At 73.6% G+C, this 16,495-nt stretch carries 14 protein-coding genes and 1 other RNA gene; 10 read left to right on the top strand and 5 right to left on the bottom strand.

What is annotated here, in order from left to right; genetic code table 11:
- Positions 1–249: 249 nt before the first annotated feature.
- Positions 250–897: a class I SAM-dependent methyltransferase gene (locus ACFWP3_RS34080; RefSeq protein ID WP_384228904.1), complete on the bottom strand. Its 648-nt coding sequence runs from the start codon at positions 895–897 to the stop codon at positions 250–252.
- A 116-nt stretch (positions 898–1,013) separates the two neighbouring features.
- Positions 1,014–2,471 (bottom strand): FG-GAP and VCBS repeat-containing protein, encoded by a 1,458-nt coding sequence (locus ACFWP3_RS34085; protein WP_384228906.1) that lies wholly within the window; start codon positions 2,469–2,471, stop codon positions 1,014–1,016.
- Positions 2,472–2,654: 183 nt separating this feature from the next.
- Between ACFWP3_RS34085 and ACFWP3_RS34090 the strand changes: the two genes are divergently transcribed.
- The 3 genes from ACFWP3_RS34090 (at position 2,655) to ACFWP3_RS34100 (ending at position 6,940) form a co-directional block, all read left to right on the top strand.
- On the top strand, positions 2,655–4,787 hold the full coding sequence (locus ACFWP3_RS34090; protein ID WP_384228909.1) for an acyl-CoA dehydrogenase: 2,133 nt from the start codon (positions 2,655–2,657) through the stop codon (positions 4,785–4,787).
- Between the two features lie 12 nt (positions 4,788–4,799).
- Positions 4,800–5,996, top strand: a complete 1,197-nt coding sequence (locus ACFWP3_RS34095) for a lipid-transfer protein (protein WP_384228911.1) — start codon at positions 4,800–4,802, stop codon at positions 5,994–5,996.
- 104 nt (positions 5,997–6,100) lie between these two features.
- Complete coding sequence (locus ACFWP3_RS34100; protein WP_384228913.1) at positions 6,101–6,940, top strand: class II glutamine amidotransferase; 840 nt, start codon at positions 6,101–6,103, stop codon at positions 6,938–6,940.
- Positions 6,941–6,992: 52 nt separating this feature from the next.
- On the opposite strand, the gene ACFWP3_RS34105 is transcribed toward ACFWP3_RS34100, so the two are convergent.
- Complete coding sequence (locus tag ACFWP3_RS34105) at positions 6,993–7,352, bottom strand: DNA-binding response regulator (protein WP_384228966.1); 360 nt, start codon at positions 7,350–7,352, stop codon at positions 6,993–6,995.
- 209 nt (positions 7,353–7,561) lie between these two features.
- On the opposite strand from ACFWP3_RS34105, the gene ACFWP3_RS34110 reads away from it, so the two are divergent.
- The 3 genes from ACFWP3_RS34110 to ACFWP3_RS34120 are packed head-to-tail and all read left to right on the top strand — an operon-like array spanning position 7,562 to position 10,519.
- Positions 7,562–8,434, top strand: a complete 873-nt coding sequence (locus ACFWP3_RS34110) for a MaoC/PaaZ C-terminal domain-containing protein (protein WP_384228915.1) — start codon at positions 7,562–7,564, stop codon at positions 8,432–8,434.
- Positions 8,435–8,467: 33 nt separating this feature from the next.
- A complete protein-coding gene (locus ACFWP3_RS34115; protein ID WP_384228917.1) occupies positions 8,468–9,544 on the top strand; it encodes a Zn-dependent alcohol dehydrogenase in 1,077 nt (358 codons plus the stop codon).
- Between the two features lie 33 nt (positions 9,545–9,577).
- Positions 9,578–10,519, top strand: coding sequence for a 3-oxoacyl-ACP reductase (locus tag ACFWP3_RS34120; RefSeq protein ID WP_384228919.1), 942 nt, complete (start codon positions 9,578–9,580; stop codon positions 10,517–10,519).
- Here ACFWP3_RS34120 and ACFWP3_RS34125 read toward each other — a convergent pair.
- On the bottom strand, positions 10,506–11,591 hold the full coding sequence (locus ACFWP3_RS34125; protein ID WP_384228921.1) for a hypothetical protein: 1,086 nt from the start codon (positions 11,589–11,591) through the stop codon (positions 10,506–10,508). The two genes, ACFWP3_RS34120 and ACFWP3_RS34125, sit on opposite strands and share 14 nt — an antisense overlap.
- A 217-nt stretch (positions 11,592–11,808) precedes the next feature.
- On the opposite strand from ACFWP3_RS34125, the gene ACFWP3_RS34130 reads away from it, so the two are divergent.
- From ACFWP3_RS34130 to ACFWP3_RS34145, 4 genes are all read left to right on the top strand, one after another.
- Positions 11,809–12,849 carry an ABC transporter substrate-binding protein gene (locus ACFWP3_RS34130; protein ID WP_384228924.1) on the top strand — a complete coding sequence of 347 codons (1,041 nt, stop codon included), beginning with the start codon at positions 11,809–11,811 and terminating at the stop codon, positions 12,847–12,849.
- 94 nt (positions 12,850–12,943) lie between these two features.
- The gene (locus ACFWP3_RS34135; RefSeq protein WP_384228926.1) at positions 12,944–13,801 is read left to right on the top strand and encodes a Nif3-like dinuclear metal center hexameric protein; all 858 of its coding nucleotides are present in this window, start codon (positions 12,944–12,946) and stop codon (positions 13,799–13,801) included.
- Entirely contained in the window at positions 13,798–14,541 is a 744-nt protein-coding gene (locus ACFWP3_RS34140) for a C4-type zinc ribbon domain-containing protein (RefSeq protein WP_362310330.1), read from the top strand. Before ACFWP3_RS34135 ends, ACFWP3_RS34140 begins: the two co-directional genes overlap by 4 nt.
- Positions 14,541–15,959, top strand: a complete 1,419-nt coding sequence (locus ACFWP3_RS34145) for a bifunctional RNase H/acid phosphatase (RefSeq protein WP_384228928.1) — start codon at positions 14,541–14,543, stop codon at positions 15,957–15,959. The genes ACFWP3_RS34140 and ACFWP3_RS34145 overlap by 1 nt, the downstream gene beginning before the upstream one ends.
- 96 nt (positions 15,960–16,055) lie before the next feature.
- Here the strand turns inward: ACFWP3_RS34145 and rnpB are convergent.
- An RNA gene (gene rnpB / locus ACFWP3_RS34150) (RNase P RNA component class A) lies at positions 16,056–16,457 on the bottom strand.
- Between the last annotated feature and the right edge of the window lie 38 nt (positions 16,458–16,495).

Consider the following 16,495-nt stretch of genomic DNA (forward strand, 5'->3'; position numbering starts at 1 on the left):
CGTGTAGGGGTGTCCCCGCAGGACGAGCGCGCAACCTGGGTTCGGCGGCCGGGACGTGGCTTGGTGCGCGAGCCGAGGAGACGCCCCGGAGGGACCCCGCGGACCGACCGGCAGACCGATCCCGCTCAGGGGGTCTAGGGGGACGGGGCCAGCAGACCGATCAGGGTTGAGGGGACAAACCCAGCCCCGCCGGCGTTTGAGGCGACAGGGGGGCGGGGTCTGCCGCCAGGGGCTGGGCTTCGCCGGGGGCTACGCGCGGGGGGCCGGTGCGGTGCGGCGTAGGACGTGGAGGGAGTCCGTCGACGAGACCTCCTCGAAGGCGCCGGAGGCAAGGGCGCGGAGGTAGATCCGGTACGGGGCCTGGCCCCCGTCGGCCGGGTCCGGGAAGACGTCGTGGATGACGAGCGTCCCGCCCACCGCGAGGTGCGGCGCCCAGCCCTCGTAGTCGCCGGTCGCGTGCTCGTCCGTGTGGCCGCCGTCGATGAAGACGAAGCCGAGCGGCCCGCCCCAGGCCGCCGCGACCTGCGGGGACCGGCCGACGATCGCGATCACGTGGTCTTCGAGCCCGGCCCGGTGCAGGGTGCGCCGGAAGGTCGGCAGCGTGTCCATCAGGCCGACCTCCGGGTCCACGACCGTCGGGTCGTGGTACTCCCACCCGGGCTGCTGCTCCTCGCTGCCGCGGTGGTGGTCGACGGTGATCGCCGGGACCCCGGCCTCGCGGGCCGCGTCGGCCAGCAGGATCGTCGAGCGCCCGCAGTACGTCCCGACCTCCAGCAGCGGCAGCCCGAGCTCCGCGGCCGCGACGGCGGCCTCGTACAGGGCGAGCCCCTCCCGTACGGACATGAACCCCTTGGCCGCCTCGAAGGCGGCGAGGGTCTCCGGCTTGGGGGTGGCCATGGTTCCTCCGGCGGTGGGTGCGTGGGCGGGTCCGGGTGGGCCCGGGCGGGCCCGGTGTGGCGGCCCCATGGTGCCCTACCGCCGAGTAGTGGTCCATGTCGGGGCCCCGCGGGCGATCAGCGCGCGAAGTGCGCGCCGAAGGCGAGGCCGGGGGTCGCGGTCAGGCCGGCCTGGCCGGGGAGGATCAGCCGGGCGCCGGGCGCGGCGACCTTCGCGCCGTTGGACGGCAGGTAGGTCACGGACCCGCTGTGGACGCCGTCGGCGTCGGACGCGCCGACGACCAGGTCCGCGCGCCCGTCCCGGTCCGGGTCCGTCAGCGCGACCTCGATGCCGAACTGCTCGGCCCGCCGCGCGTCGCCCGGCACCCCCGCCGAGGTGCGGTTGACCGCCTGCACCCCGGTCCGCGTGACGAGGCCGACCGCGGACCCGCGGAACACGTGCACTCCGCCGGCGAGCGGGACCGGGCCGAGGGACTCCCCGTAGGAGCCGACCGCCAGGTCCTGGTACCCGTCGCCGTCGACGTCGCCGAGCGCGACGGACACGCCGAACCCGTCGCCCTGCTCGCTCGCGCCGGGCACTCCGGGCGTGTCCTGGTCGACGACGACGGGGGTCGTGGACGGTCCGGCCGCCGAGCCGTACGCGACGAGGATCCGGCCGCCCTTGCCGCCCGAGCGGTCGCCGATGACGACGTCGTCGTACCCGTCGCCGTTGATGTCCCCGATGGCCTGCTCGTCGCCGGCCCCGAGGGCCTGCGCGGCGGCGGGGAGGAGGCCGGTGGGGCTGCCGGGCACGTAGTGGTTGAGGCCGGAGACGACACCGGCCAGTACCAGGTCGTCGCGGCCGTCGCCGTTGACGTCCCCGCTCTCGATGCCTTCGTGGTACTGCGAGAGGCGGAAGCCCAGCTGGGTCTTGGCGGGTGCGGGCTGTGCGCCGGACCGGGCGATGGCCGCGAAGGTGTAGAGCGTGCCGTCCGCGGTCGTGTTGGTGGAGGCGGCCACGACGAGCTCGTCCCTGCCGTCGCCGTCGAAGTCGCCGACGGCGAGCTTCGCGCCCCAGGTGCGCCGGTTCTGGATGGCGGGACTGGCGAGCCGGTCGGGGTCGTCGAGGGTGACTCCGCCGGTCAGACCGGTTTTGGATCCCCAGGTGACCGTGAGCAGGCCGGTGTGGTCGTTGTCGCCGTGTGCCGTCACGGCCAGGTCGGAGAAGCCGTCGCCGTCGAAGTCCCCGGCCGCGGAGACGCCGCCGAAGCCGTCGTACGCCTCCGGGCCGTCGGGTATGCCGGATTCGCCCTGGGTGAGCAGCTGCCGGTCGCCCGCCGTGATCCCGTCGGCCGATCCGTAGAGCACGACCGCCTGGCCCGCCCCCTTCACCCCGCCGACGTGCGCGTACGGCGTGCCCACGACGACGTCGGCGAAGCCGTCGCCGTTGAAGTCGGCCCGCTGTACGGGCGCGGGCGCCGGCCTCGGCGCCGGTCCCGGCGCGGCCGCCGCCGTCCCCGCCGGCAGCAGCAGGCCGCCGCCGACGGCGGAGGCCACGGTGAGGGCGGCGAGGGCGGTGCGCAACTTCGGTCGCATGCGGGGTCCTTCGGATCAGCCGGAAGATCGCTGGGTAGACCGGCTGCCCCGGCTCATGGTTGTACGGGGCGGGGGTGTTTCGCGTCGCACTCGGACCGGGCCGGGGCGTCGCCCGGGTGCGGTCGGCGGGAACATTCCAATCTGACCTTCCGTCAGATTGGAACGTGTTCTAGTCTGCCGCGCATGGGCATCGGAATCACGCAAGAGCAGCGGGAGTTGGCCGAGGCGGTGCGCGGATGGGTGGCGCGGGCCGTTCCGCCCGAGGAGGTGCGCAAACTCCTCGACACCCCGCCGCAGACCGGGGCGCGGCCCGCCTACTGGGACGCCATGGGTGCACAGGGGCTGCTGGAGCCGCACCTGGAGGGCGGGACCCTGCTGGACCTGGCGGTCGTCGTCGAGGAGGCCGCCCGGGCGGCGCTGCCCGGGGCGTACCTGCCGAGCGCGCTGGCCTCCGTCCTGCTGGACCGGGCCGGGGCCGCGCCGCTCGACGGCCGGGTCGGGGCGGTGGCCCTCGGGCCCGGGAGCCTGACCGCCGTCGCCGTCGAGGGCGGCGGGTACCTGCTCGACGGCGCCGCGCCCCCGGTGCTCGGCGCGGGCGAGGCCGACCTCGTCCTGCTCGCCGCCGAGGCCGCGCACGGCACCCGCTGGTTCGCCGTGGACGCCGCCGCGCTGGACATCCGTACGCACGAGAGCGTCGACCCGACCCGGCCCACCGCCGAGGTGCACGCGCGCGGGGTCACCGCCCCGCCCGGCCGGGTGCTGGAGCTGGACGCCGCCCTGGTGCGGGACCTGGCCTGCGCGCTGTTCGCCGCCGACGCCTGCGGCACCGCCGCCTGGGCGCTGCGCACGGCCGCCGAGTACGCGAAGGTGCGCGAGCAGTTCGGCCGGCCCATCGGGCAGTTCCAGGGCATCAAGCACCTGTGCGCCGACATGTTGGTCCGCCTCGAGCAGGCCAGGGCGCTCGCCTGGGACGCGGCGCAGGTGATGGACGAGCCGGCCGAGGTGCGCTCGCTCGTTGCGGCGCTGGCCGCCGGGACCGCGCTGGACGCCGCCTACTCCTGCGCCAAGGACTGCATCCAGGTGCTAGGCGGGATCGGGTTCACCTGGGAGCACGACGCCCATGTCTTCCTGCGCCGGGCCCTGGTCGCCCGCCAGCTCCTGGGCCCGGGCGACGGGCACCGGGTACGGGCCGTGCGGCTCGCGGCGGCGGGCGCCCGGCGGGAGCTGCGGCTGGAACTGCCCGAAGAGGCCGAGACCCACCGGGCGAAGGCGCGGGCCGCCATCGAGGACGCGCGCGGGCTCGACCCGGCGGCCGCCCGGCGGATCCTGGCCCCCACCGGCTACGCGGCCCCCTACCTCCCGCCCCCGTACGGCCTGGGCGCGGGTCCCGTCGAGCAGCTCGTCGTCCAGCAGGAGCTGCGCGCGGCCGGGGTCAAGGTCGCCGACCTCGGCATCGCCACCTGGGTGGTGCCCTCGCTGCTCGCCTACGGGACGGACGCGCAGCGCGAGGCCTACGTCCTGCCGACGCTGCGCGGGGACGTGACCTGGTGCCAGCTGTTCTCCGAGCCGGGGGCGGGCTCCGACCTGGCCTCGCTGCGGACGCGGGCCGAGCGCGCCGAGGACGGCTCGTGGAGGGTCAACGGGCAGAAGGTGTGGACGAGTTCCGCGCACAGCGCCGACTTCGGGATCCTGCTGGCCCGGACGGACCCGGCCGCGCCCAAGCACAAGGGGCTCGGCTACTTCGTCGTCGACATGAAGCGCACGCCCGGCATCGACATCCGGCCGCTGAAGGAGATCACCGGCGAGGCCCTGTTCAACGAGGTGTACTTCGACGACGTGGTGCTGCCGGCGGACGCGCTGGTCGGGGCGGCCGACGGCGGGTGGAAGGTGGCCCGCAACACCCTCGGCAACGAGCGGGTGCACATGGCCGACCAGATGACCTCCGACACCGGCCTGGAAGCGCTGATCGCCCGCTCGGCCGAACTCGACGGCGCCCACCGGGCCCGGATCGGGGCGCTGGCCGCCGAGGCGCACGCGCTGGCCTGCATCGGGCTGCGCACCACGCTCCAGCAGGTGTCGGGGCTGGAGCCGGGCGCGGGTGCCTCCGTACGCAAACTCGCGCAGACCCCGCACCAGCAGCGGACCGCGGAGCTCGCACTCGAACTGCTGGGCCCGGCGGGCGCGGTGCGCGAGGGGGCGGGGGAGCGGGCGGTGCACGGGATGCTCATGTCCCGCTGCCTGACCATCGCCGGGGGCACCACGCAGGTCCAGCTCAACGTCGTCGCCGAGCGGATTCTCGGCCTACCCAGGGACTAGGAGTTGTCGGGCATGAAGTCGTACATCGTGGGCGTCGGCATGACGAAGTTCGAGAAGCCGGAGTCGCGGGACTGGCAGTACTGGGACATGGCCAAGGAGGCCGGGACGGCGGCGCTGGCGGACGCGGGGGTGGACTACGGGCTGGTGGAGCAGGTGCCGGTGGGCTACTGCTTCCAGGCCTCCACGGCCGGCCAGCGGGCGGCGTACGAGCTGGGGCTGAGCGGGGTCCCGGTCTACAACGTGAACAACAACTGCGCGACGGGGTCGACGGCGCTGATGATGGCGCGGCAGTTCGTGGAGGGCGGACTGAACGACTGCGTGCTGGCGCTGGGCTTCGAGAAGATGAAGCGCGGCGCGCTGGGCGGCGGGGCCGACGGCGGAGCCGCTGATGATTCCTTCAAGACCTCTCCGGTGGCCCGGCACTACGGGATCATGGCGGCGGCCCACGGCTTCGAGATGTCCCCGCCCACCGCGCAGATCTTCGGGAACGCGGCGCGCGAGCACATGGAGCGCTACGGGACCACGGCCGCGCAGCTCGCGGCGGTCGGCGCGAAGAACCACCGGCACTCGGCGAACAACCCGAACGCGCAGTTCCAGGACGTGTACTCGGTGGAGGAGATCCTCGCGGCGAAGGAGATCCACGCACCGCTGACGAAGCTCCAGTGCTCGCCGACCTCGGACGGGGCCGCGGCGGCGCTCGTCGTGTCCGAGCGGTTCGTGGTGCGGCACGGGCTGCACGACAAGGCGGTGGAGATCGTCGCCCAGTCGATGACGACGGACACCGAGGCCAGCTTCGGCGGCTCGTGCATCGACGTCGTCGGCAAGCCGATGACGGCCGCCGCGGCCCGCCAGGTGTACGAGGCCTCGGGTCTCGGCATCGAGGACGTGGACGTGATCGAGCTGCACGACTGCTTCTCGGTCAACGAGCTGCTGACGTACGAGGCGTTGGGCATGTGCGAGGACGGGGCCTCCGGCAAGCTCGTGGAGAGCGGCGCCACCACCTACGGCGGGCGCTGGGTGGTGAACCCGTCGGGCGGCCTGATCTCCAAGGGCCACCCGCTGGGGGCGACCGGGCTCGCGCAGGCCGCGGAGCTGGTGTGGCAGCTGCGCGGGGAGGCCGGGGCGCGGCAGGTCGCCGGCGCGGGCGTGGGCCTGGCGCACAACATCGGGCTGGGCGGGGCGGCGGTGGTGACGCTGCTGAGGCGGTAGGCGGTGGGTGCTCCTTCCCCGGGGCGCGTTCGCGTGGCGCGCCCCGGGGAAGGAGCCGAGAATGGGAGGGTCCACGGGCTCCAGGGGACTGCAGGTGAGGGCGCATGTGCCGATGGCTCGCGTATTCAGGAACGCCGATGTTGCTCGACACCATCCTGTACAAACCGGTGCATTCGCTGATCGATCAGAGCCTGCACTCGAAGCTGGGCGTGGAGACGACGAACGGTGACGGCTTCGGCGTCGGCTGGTACACGGAGACGGAGGAGACCGACACCCCGGCGGTCCTGCGGGACATCGGCCCCGCGTGGAACAACCGGAACCTGCGGGAGATCGCGGACCATGTCCGCTCCCCGCTCTTCTTCGCGCACATCAGGGCGTCGACCGGCACGGCGGTGCAGCAGACGAACTCGCATCCGTTCCGGCACGGCCGCTGGATGTTCATGCACAACGGGTCCGTCGCCGGCTTCCACCTCATGCGCCGGGAGCTGTGCCTGCTCGTCGATCCGGCCCTGTTCGCCGACATCGAGGGGACGACCGACTCCGAGGTGATGTTCTACCTGGCCCTCACCTTCGGCCTGGAGGACGACCCGCCGGCCGCCGTCGCCACGATGGCGGGAGTGGTCGAGCGGGCGGGCCGCGCCCACGGGGTTGAGTTCCCCTTGCAGATGACGCTCGCCATCACCGACGGCGAACGGGTCTGGGCCTTCCGCTACTCCAGCGAGCACAAGTCCCGGTCGCTGTTCTACAGCAGCCGGGTCGAGACGCTGCGCAGGCTGCACCCCGACCTCGGGTACCTGAAGGACATCTCGGACGAGACCCGGCTCATCGTGTCCGAGCCCCTCGGCGACCTGCCCGGTGCCTGGAACGAGGTGCCGGAGAGCAGCTACGGCATCGTGCGGCCCGGGGCGGACGCCCTGTTCCCCTTCACCCCCGCGGCGGCGTGAGGGGTCCCTCGCGAGGCCTCACGTCCGCGGTCCGCGGGTCGCGTACGGCACCTCACGGCCCGGCCAGCGCCGGGTCGATCACCGTCTCGCCCTGTGAGGCGCGCCGCAGGGCGTCCGCCAGGTCCTCGACGGGGCCGTCGCGCAGGACCAGCCCGGCCGCGCCCGCCGCGAGGGCCGCGTCCAGCAGGCCCGGCCGGGCCGAGCCGGCCAGGACCAGGACCCGGCATTCCGGATCGTCCGCCAGCAGCCCGGTGACGGCTCCGGCGTCCTCGACCAGGGCCACGGCCGGGCGTGCCGTCAGGTCCCGTACGACCTCGATGTCGGGCTCCAGGCCGAGCTGGAGGGCCAGGGCCGGGTTCGGCGGGTGCAGCAGGACGCGCAGGGATCGGGCAGGGCGGTGCGCAACGGGCATTTCGTCCACCGGAACAGCCTATCTGACGTGAAGTCAGCAGTCTTCCCAAGTGCTGGGGCGTGCGTTATACATTCCTTCACCGGTCCTAGAACGCGTTCTAGAACGCACCGCGGGCCGGCCCGCATACGACCTCGGTGCGGCCGACGGTGCGGACGGCCGCACCGAGGTCTTCCAAGGCCCCCGTTTCCACGACAGGGAGCAGCATCCACATGCCGATCGATGCCGCCAAGGCCCTCGCCGCAGACCCCCGCCAGGGGGACATCGGCTGGGACCACAAGGACATCCAGCTCTACCACCTCGGCCTCGGCGCCGGTACCTCCTCGAACGGGCAACGGGGAGCCACCGACCCCGACGAACTGCGCTACACCCTCGAATCCAAGCTCCACGTCCTGCCCAGCTTCGCGACCGTCGCCGGCGCCGGCATGGCCATGCTCGGCGGCCTCGGCCAGCCCGGCATCGAGGTCAACCTCGCCCACGTCCTGCACGGCGGCCACTCCATCGAGCTGCACCGGCCCATCCCGGTCAAGGGGCAGGCCACTTCCAGCTCCAAGGTCGCCGCCGTCTACGACAAGGGCAAGGCGGCCGTGATCGTCCTGCGCTCCGAGGTCGCGGACGCCGACGGGCCGCTGTGGACCAGCGACGCGCAGATCTTCGTACGCGGCGAGGGCGGCTTCGGCGGGGAGCGCGGGCCCTCGGTCCGCGAGGAGCTCCCCGACCGCGCGCCGGACCGCGTCGAGGAGCGCACGATCCGCGAGGAGCAGGCCCTGCTCTACCGGCTCTCGGGGGACTGGAACCCCCTGCACGCCGACCCGGAGTTCGCCAAGATGGCCGGCTTCGACCGGCCGATCCTGCACGGCCTGTGCTCGTACGGGATGACGCTCAAGGCCGTCGTCGACACGGCCCTCGGCGGGGACGTGTCCCGGGTCCGCGCCTACCGCACGCGCTTCGCCGGGATCGTCTTTCCCGGCGAGACCCTGCGCATCCGGATGTGGCAGGAGACCGGCCGCGTCCTGGTGGCCGTCAGCGCCGCCGACCGCGACGACGCGCCGGTCCTCGCCGACACCGTCGTCGAACACTCGTAAGCACGAGACCGCAAGGACTTAAGGAGCCGCACCGTGCGCGCAGCACTGCAGAGCGAGATCGGCCAGGACAAGCTCGAGGTCGTCGACGACATGGAGGCCGTGGGCCTGGGCTCCGGCAAGGTCAAGATCCGGATCAAGGCCACCGGCCTGTGCCACTCCGACCTCTCCGCGATGAGCGGCGTCCTGCCGCAGCCCGCACCCTTCATCCCGGGCCACGAGGGCTCCGGAGTGATCTCGGACGTCGGTGACGGCGTCACCGGCCTCGGCATCGGCGACCGGGTCCTCGTCTGCTGGCTGCCGCCGTGCGGCCACTGTCCGTCCTGCAAGCGCGGGCAGGGCCACCTGTGCCTGGCCAGCCTGGTCAACGCGGGCACCCCCAACTTCAAGCGCGCGGGCGGCGACATCTTCGGCTTCGCCGCCACCGGCACCTTCGCCGAGGAGCTCGTCGTCGACGCCGCGTGCGCCGTGCCGATCCCCGACGACGTGCCCTTCGACATCGCCGCGCTCATCGGCTGCGGGGTCACCACCGGCCTCGGCGCGGCCATCAACACCGCGAAGGTGGAGGCCGGTTCCTCGGTCGCCGTCATCGGCTGCGGCGGCGTCGGCATATCCGTCATCCAGGGCGCCAAGGTCCAGGGCGCGGCGCAGATCATCGCCGTCGACCCGGTGGAGTCGCGGCGGGCCGCGGCCCTGCGGTTCGGGGCCACCGAGGCGGTCGCGCCGGACGCCTTCGACGACGCCAAGAACCGGATCACCGCCGGCGAGGGCTTCGACTACGTCTTCGAGGTCGTCGGCAAGTCCGCCACCGCGCAGACCGCGTACAAGATGACCCGGCGCGGCGGCAGCGTGGTCATCGTCGGCGCGGGCGCCATGGACGACACCTACCAGGTCGACATGTTCTCCCTCTTCTTCGACGAGAAGAAGATCCTCCCGTCCATGTACGGCGGCGGCGACGTCCTGCGGTCCTACGAGCGCACCATCGCGCTGTGGCGGGCCGGCCGGGTCGACCTGGCGGGCCTGATCACCCACCGGGTGCAGCTCGCCGAGATCAACGACGCCCTCGACCAGATGCGCACCGGCACGGCCCTGCGCACCTGCATCGAACTCTGACCCGTTCCACCGATTCCGAGGGGAACCGTACGGATGTCACTGCCACTTGAGGGGCTCTCCGCCATCGTCACGGGCGCGGGGCGCGGGCTCGGCCGGGCCGAGGCGATCGAACTCGCGCGGCTCGGCGCGAGCGTGGTCGTCAACGACTTCGGGCAGCCCGGCCGCGACGGCTCGGGCGAGGCCTCGGCCGCGCCGGCGGAGGAGGTGGCCGCGGAGATCCGGGCGGCGGGCGGGCAGGCCGTCGCGCACCTGGGCGACGTGGCCGACTTCGAGCAGGCGCGCGAGCTCGTCGAGCTGGCCGTCGGCAGCTTCGGCAAGCTCGACATCCTGGTCAACAACGCGGGCATCCTGCGCGACCGGATGGTCTTCTCCATGTCGGAGGCGGAGTGGGACTCGGTGATCCGGGTCCACCTCAAGGGCCACTTCAACACCACGCACTTCGCGTCCGTGCACTGGCGGGAGCGGTCGAAGGCGGCGGGCGGCCCGGTCTACGGCCGGATCGTCAACACCTCCTCCGAGGCCTTCCTCGGCGGCTCGGCCGGCCAGCCGAACTACGCGGCGGCCAAGGGCGGCATCGTGGGCCTGACCACGTCCACCGCCCTGGCCCTCGCGAAGTACGGGGTGACGGCCAACGCCATCTGCCCGCGCGCCCGCACCCGGATGACCGAGGACGTCTTCGCGGGCTTCCAGGTGCCGGAGGAGGGCAAGCTCGACGCCCTCGCCCCCGAGCACGTCTCCCCGCTCGTCGGCTACCTGGCCTCACCCGCCGCGGCCAAGGCCAACGGGCAGCTGTTCGTCGTACACGGCGGGATCGTCGTCGTCATGGAACGCCCCAAGGTGGCCGCGAAGTTCGACACGACCAAGGAGGCCTTCTCCTTCGAGGAGCTCGACGAGCTCCTGACCCCGCACTACGACTCCCGCCCGGCGAACGAGACCTTCGCCGCGACGGAGGTGCTGGGCCTCAAGCACGACTGAGCGGAGCCTGCTGGAGGGGTACCGGCCGGGGCGCGGGCGGCGGTACGGGGTCCAGGCGGACCGGCGGGGGAGGGGCGAGCGGAATGCCCAGCCCGAGGATCCCGCAGGGCACGTCCGGGGTCGCGTACGGGAGGCGCAGGCGGCCCTCCGTGCTCCACAGCCCCGTCCCGCCCAGCCAGCCCTGGGGCGCCCCGAGCCGGAAGACGTGCCGGTCGGCGGGGCGCCACAGGCCGATGCCGCCCTCCCCCGACGGGCCCATCCGCAGCGCGACCCCGCAGGTCTCCGGCATCAGCGCCTGGCCCGGCTGGACCGCGAACGGGGTCGCGTCCTGGTGGCGCAGGCACTCCGGGAAGCGGACCGGCAGGGAGCTGCCCAGCACCCCCCAGCCCAGGCGCGGTTCGCCGGGGGCGTCGGAGCGGATCAGCAGCAGCCCGCTGTCGGGGTCGGCCAGTAGCAGCCGGTCCTCGCTGCCCTCCGCGATCTGCAGCAGCGGGGACACCTCGCCGCCGCGCTCCAGGTCCACGGCCACGGCCTTCGTGGTGCCGTCCAGCTCGCGGTCCAGGGCCAGCAGCCGGCCCGTCCGGTCCAGCCAGACGCCGCCGGAGCAGCGGCCGGGTACCTCGGCCACCCGCTGCGGCCCGAAGGCGCCGCCGGCCACCTGCCAGACCGTGGTGCCGGCCACGCCCGCGGCCAGGGCGAAGGCGCCGCGCCCGTCCGGGGACGGGGGCAGCAGGCGGACCCGTACCCCGTCCTCCCGTTCCACCCCGCCGAGCTGGAGCTCCCCGGTGCGCGGGCCCGCCGCGGCGCCCGTCGGGTACAGCAGGGCGAAGGCGTGCCGGTCCGCCACCCGCCGGTGGATCAGCACCCGCCCGTCGGCCAGCGGCAGCACCTCGCTGTCGGCCTCCTCGGGCTGCGCGAGCGGCAGCGGCACCGCGTACGGCTCGGGCCCGGCCAGGGTCCAGCGCTCCGCGTAGAGCGCCTCGCCGTTCCCGGCGAGCCGGGCGGCGTACGCCCCGTCCGCGGCGATCGTGAACGGGGCCGTGATCGTCGTTTCGATGGCACAGACAGTCATCCGTGCGTCACCTCCGGTGAGGAAGCTAGTTTTCGCACTTCCTCCCGAACAACACGACCAACCCCGCTTCACACGTACGGGTGGCCGGGCGGCGGTTCGCGTGAGCGTGCGGCGGCGATTGTGCTGGGTGAGAGCGGGACGTTTAGGGTGGGCATCCGGTTAGGTATGCCTAACTCGATCCCTGGCCGGTCCCGCCCCCCACCCCTGGAGATGTGACATGTCCTTCCGACGCCGCGGAACCGCCGCCGTCGCCCTCGCCGCAGCCGCCGCGCTCGCCCTCACCGCGTGCGGCGGCCAGGACGCGAAGGGGGCCAAGGACCCCGCCCCCGCCGGAGGCGGCGACAAGAAGGCCGTCGCACAGGGCGGCAAGGAGTTCGGCGAGGCCGCCAAGAGGACGGCCGCGTTCGGGACCACCGCCGCGGCCGGGCAGTTCCCGCGCACCGTCACGCACGCCATGGGCTCCACCGAGCTCAAGGCCGCCCCCAAGCGTGTCGTGGTCCTGGACGTCGGCGAGCTGGACAACGTTGTCTCACTGGGCATGCAGCCCGTCGGCTACGCGCCGTCCGAGGGCGACGAGGGCATTCCCGAGTACCTGAAGAAGGACGCCGGCGACCCCAAGTCCGTCGGCACCATCAACAGCCTCAACCTGGAGGCGATCAACGCCCTCAAGCCGGACCTGATCCTCGGCAGCCAGCTGCGCGCCGCGGACAAGTACGACGCCCTCTCGAAGATCGCCCCGACCGTCTTCTCCATCCGCCCCGGCTTCCCGTGGAAGGAGAACTACCTGCTGAACGCGGCCGCGCTCGACAAGACCGCCGAGGCCAAGGCCAAGCTCGACGCCTACCAGGCCAAGGCGGCCAAGCTCGGCACCGACCTCGGCGAGAAGAAGCCGACCGTCACGATGCTGCGCTACATGCCGGGCAAGACCCGCCTGTACGCCGGGGCCTCCTTCATCGGCACCGTCCTCAAGGACTCCGGCATCCCGCGCCCGCAGAACCAGCAGGTCGAGGACCTTGCCGTCGAGATCAGCCCGGAGCGGATGGACGAGGCCGCCGCCGACTGGATCTTCACCGGCGTCTACGGGGCCAAGGACAAGACCAAGCGCGACTCCGCCGAGGCCAACCCGCTGTGGAAGAACCTGGGCGCCGTGCAGCAGGGCCACGCCAAGGGCGTCCCGGACGAGACCTGGTACCTGGGCCTCGGCGTGACCGCGGCCGACAAGGTCCTCGACGACCTGCGCGGCTTCCTCGTGAAGTAGGCGGCCGGCGCGGCCGCGTCCCCGAGCGGGCCCCCGGCCCGGCCCACGAGCGGTCGGGCCGTGGGGCGGGCGCCACGGACGGTAGCCTTGCACCGTGCCCCGTCTCTCTGAAGTCATCGCCGCGCTGGACGCTCTCTGGCCGCCCTCGCGGGCCGAGCAGTGGGACGCCGTCGGCACCGTCTGCGGCGACCCCGAAGCCGAGGTCTCCCGGGTGCTGTTCGCCGTGGACCCCGTACAGGAGATCGCCGACGAAGCCGTGAAGCTCGGCGCCGACCTGATCGTCACCCACCACCCGCTCTACCTGCGCGGCACCACCACAGTCGAGGCCGGCACCTTCAAGGGCCGCGTCGTGCACACGCTGATCAAGAACGACATCGCGCTGCACGTCGCCCACACCAACGCCGACACCGCCGACCCCGGAGTCTCCGACGCCCTCGCCGGCGCCCTGGACCTGCGGATCACCGGCCCGCTGGTGCCCGACCCCACCGACCCCGCGGGCCGCCGCGGCCTCGGCCGGATCTGCGAACTGGACCACCCCGAGACGCTGCGCGAGTTCGCCGCACGCGCCGCGGCCTGGCTGCCGCAGACCGCCCAGGGCATCCGCGTCGCCGGCGACCCGGACGCCCTGATCCGCCGCGTCGCCGTCAGCGGCGGCTCCGGCGACAGCCTCTTCGAGCAGGTCCGCGCCGCCGGCGTGGACGCCTTCCTGACCGCCGACCTGCGCCACCACCCGGTCTCCGAGGCCCGCGAGCAGAGCCCGCTCGCCCTCGTCGACGCCGCCCACTGGGCCACCGAGTGGCCCTGGTGCGAGCAGGCAGCGGCCCAGCTCGACGCGATCTCCGAGCGCCACGGCTGGGGTCTGCGCACCCACGTCTCGCGCACGGTCACCGACCCGTGGACGGCGCACGCGCCGTCCGTCACACACCCTTCTATCTCTGGAGCCCCCAACTGAACGCCGAGCCCGCCGACCAGATCCGACTTCTCGACGTCCAGGCCCTGGACGTGCGGCTGTCTCAGCTCGCCCACAAGCGCAAGTCGCTGCCCGAGCACGCCGAGGTCGACTCGCTGACCAAGGACCTCAGCCAGCAGCGCGACCTGCTCGTCGCCGCCCAGACCCAGGCCAGCGACGCCGCGCGCGAGCAGACCAAGGCGGAGCAGGACGTGGACCAGGTGCGCCAGCGCGCCGCCCGCGACCAGCAGCGACTGGACTCCGGCGTGGGCATCTCGGCCCGGGACCTGGCCAACCTGCAGAGCGAGGTCGTCTCCCTCGCCAAGCGGCAGGGCGACCTGGAGGACGTGGTCCTGGAGGTCATGGAGCGCCTGGAGGCCGCGCAGGAGCGGGTCACCGGCCTCACCGGGAGCGTCTCCGCGCTCGAGGCCAAGCTGACCGACGCCACCGCGCGCCGCGACGCGGCCACCGGCGAGCTCGACGCCGAGGCCGCCAAGGTCACCAAGGACCGCGAGGTCATCGTCACCTCCATGCCGGCCGACCTGATGGCCCTGTACGAGAAGATCCGCGTCAAGCAGGGCGGGGTCGGCGCCGCGCGCCTCTACCAGCGCCGCTGCGAGGGCTGCCGCCTCGAGCTCGACATGGCCGAGGTCAACGAGATCAAGGCCGCGGCCCGTGACCAGGTCGTGCGCCACGAGAACTGCGGCCGCATCCTGGTCCGTACGGCCGACTCGGGCATCTGATGCAGAGGTCTGTCCGGTTCGTCGTGGAGGCGGACGGCGGCTCCCGGGGCAACCCGGGGCCCGCGGGCTACGGCGCGGTCGTCCTCGATCCGGCGACGGGCGAGACGCTGGCCGAGCGCGCGGAGTACATCGGCGTCGCGACGAACAACGTGGCCGAGTACAAGGGCCTGATCGCCGGGCTCAAGGCGGCCCGCGAACTGGCGTCCGACGCGCAGGTCCTGGTCCGGATGGACTCCAAGCTGGTCGTCGAGCAGATGTCCGGCCGCTGGAAGATCAAGCACCCGGACATGAAGCCGCTCGCCGCCGAGGCCGCGAAGATCCTGCCGCGCGCCCAGGTGACGTACGAGTGGATCCCGCGCGAGAAGAACAAGCACGCGGACCGGCTCGCGAACGAGGCCATGGACGCGGGCAAGCGCGGCAGGCAGTGGGAGCCGTCGGCGTCCTCCGCCGCCCTCGACCGCGGCGCCGCCACAGCCCCGGCCGGTCCGCCGGGAGACGCGGCGAAGGGCGCCGCGGCGGTCCGCGCGGCCCTGGCCTCGGGCCCGGGTACGCGGGCCACCGCACCGGCGGCTGCGACCGCGCCCGGCCCGGCCTCCGGAGCCTTCGCCTCCACCGAGGCCGCGGACACCCGCGCGGCCCGCGTCGCCGCCTCCGCCGAACCGGCGGGCACCGACACGCTGTTCGCCGAACCGGGCCTGATCCCGGCCCCGGCAGCGGTATCCGCCCCGGCCGGGACCGGCCTGCCCCGGCCCGCCGCCGGAGGCACCGGCGGCGCCGGCTGGGGGCCCGACCTGGGGACGCCCGCCACCTTCGTGCTGCTCCGGCACGGCGAGACCGCCCTCACCCCGCAGAAGCGGTTCTCCGGCACCGGGGGCAGCGACCCCGAGCTGTCGCCGGCCGGGCGGCGCCAGGCGTCCGCCGTGGCCGAGGCACTGGCCGCCCGCGGCACCGTGCAGACGGTCATCAGCTCCCCGCTGCGCCGCTGCCGCGAGACCGCCCAGGCCGTCGCCGACCGCCTCGGCCTCACGGTGACGGTCGAAGAGGGCCTGCGCGAGGTCGACTTCGGCGCCTGGGAGGGCCTGACCTTCGCCGAGGTCCGCGAGCGCTACCCCGACGACCTCCAGGCATGGCTGGACTCCCCGCGGGCGGCCCCGACCGGCGGCGGCGAAAGCTTCACGACCGCCACCCGCCGGATCTCGGCGACCCGCGACCGGCTCCTCACCGAGCACGCCGGCCGCACGGTCCTCCTGGTCACGCATGTGACCCCGGTCAAGATCCTGGTCCGCCTCGCCCTGGGCGCCCCGCCGGAATCCCTGTTCCGCATGGAACTGTCGGCGGCCTCCCTGTCGGCGGTGGCCTACTACGGGGACGGCAACGCCTCGGTCCGCCTCCTGAACGACACCTCGCACCTGCGCTAGGCACGGAGGCCGGCGGACCGGTGCACGCACAGAACCCCCCGCCCGTACGGGCGGGGGGTTCTCGTGTTCGCGGCACCCCGAACGGGGTGGGAACGGCAGACGAGCCGGCCTGTACGCCGGGTTCTGTCACCCGGTGACCTCGCGGTCGCCGGGGAGACGGCCATCCATCTAGGGCCGGCGTTGCCGCCGGCCTCGTGCGGTCTACCCGCGAACTCGGGCGGGCAGCCCTCGAGCGTTCGCGCAGACCCGTCCGGGGACGGATCCTCTTGACCTTGCTCCGGGTGGGGTTTACCTAGCCGCCTGAGTCACCTCAGGCGCTGGTGGTCTCTTACACCACCGTTTCACCCTTACCGGGGGCCGAAGCCCCAGGCGGTCTGTTTTCTGTGGCACTGTCCCGCGGGTCACCCCGGGTGGGCGTTACCCACCACCCTGCCCTGTGGAGCCCGGACGTTCCTCGGCGGGATCCGGAGATCCCGACGCGGCCGCCCGGCCGACTCGTCTGCCGTGGCGACCATGTTACCGGCTGTGCCGTCGCC

The organism is Streptomyces sp. NPDC058525, assembly GCF_042719495.1.
GTDB lineage: Bacteria > Actinomycetota > Actinomycetes > Streptomycetales > Streptomycetaceae > Streptomyces.

Bases quoted from the DNA above. Each gene is read 5' to 3' on its own strand.
- ACFWP3_RS34080 (WP_384228904.1), bottom strand. From the start codon at position 897: ATGGCCACCCCCAAGCCGGAGACCCTCGCCGCCTTCGAGGCGGCCAAG.
- ACFWP3_RS34085 (WP_384228906.1), bottom strand. From the start codon at position 2,471: ATGCGACCGAAGTTGCGCACCGCCCTCGCCGCCCTCACCGTGGCCTCC.
- ACFWP3_RS34090 (WP_384228909.1), top strand. From the start codon at position 2,655: ATGGGCATCGGAATCACGCAAGAGCAGCGGGAGTTGGCCGAGGCGGTG.
- ACFWP3_RS34095 (WP_384228911.1), top strand. From the start codon at position 4,800: ATGAAGTCGTACATCGTGGGCGTCGGCATGACGAAGTTCGAGAAGCCG.
- ACFWP3_RS34100 (WP_384228913.1), top strand. From the start codon at position 6,101: ATGTGCCGATGGCTCGCGTATTCAGGAACGCCGATGTTGCTCGACACC.
- ACFWP3_RS34105 (WP_384228966.1), bottom strand. From the start codon at position 7,352: ATGCCCGTTGCGCACCGCCCTGCCCGATCCCTGCGCGTCCTGCTGCAC.
- ACFWP3_RS34110 (WP_384228915.1), top strand. From the start codon at position 7,562: ATGCCGATCGATGCCGCCAAGGCCCTCGCCGCAGACCCCCGCCAGGGG.
- ACFWP3_RS34120 (WP_384228919.1), top strand. From the start codon at position 9,578: ATGTCACTGCCACTTGAGGGGCTCTCCGCCATCGTCACGGGCGCGGGG.
- ACFWP3_RS34125 (WP_384228921.1), bottom strand. From the start codon at position 11,591: ATGACTGTCTGTGCCATCGAAACGACGATCACGGCCCCGTTCACGATC.
- ACFWP3_RS34130 (WP_384228924.1), top strand. From the start codon at position 11,809: ATGTCCTTCCGACGCCGCGGAACCGCCGCCGTCGCCCTCGCCGCAGCC.
- ACFWP3_RS34145 (WP_384228928.1), top strand. From the start codon at position 14,541: ATGCAGAGGTCTGTCCGGTTCGTCGTGGAGGCGGACGGCGGCTCCCGG.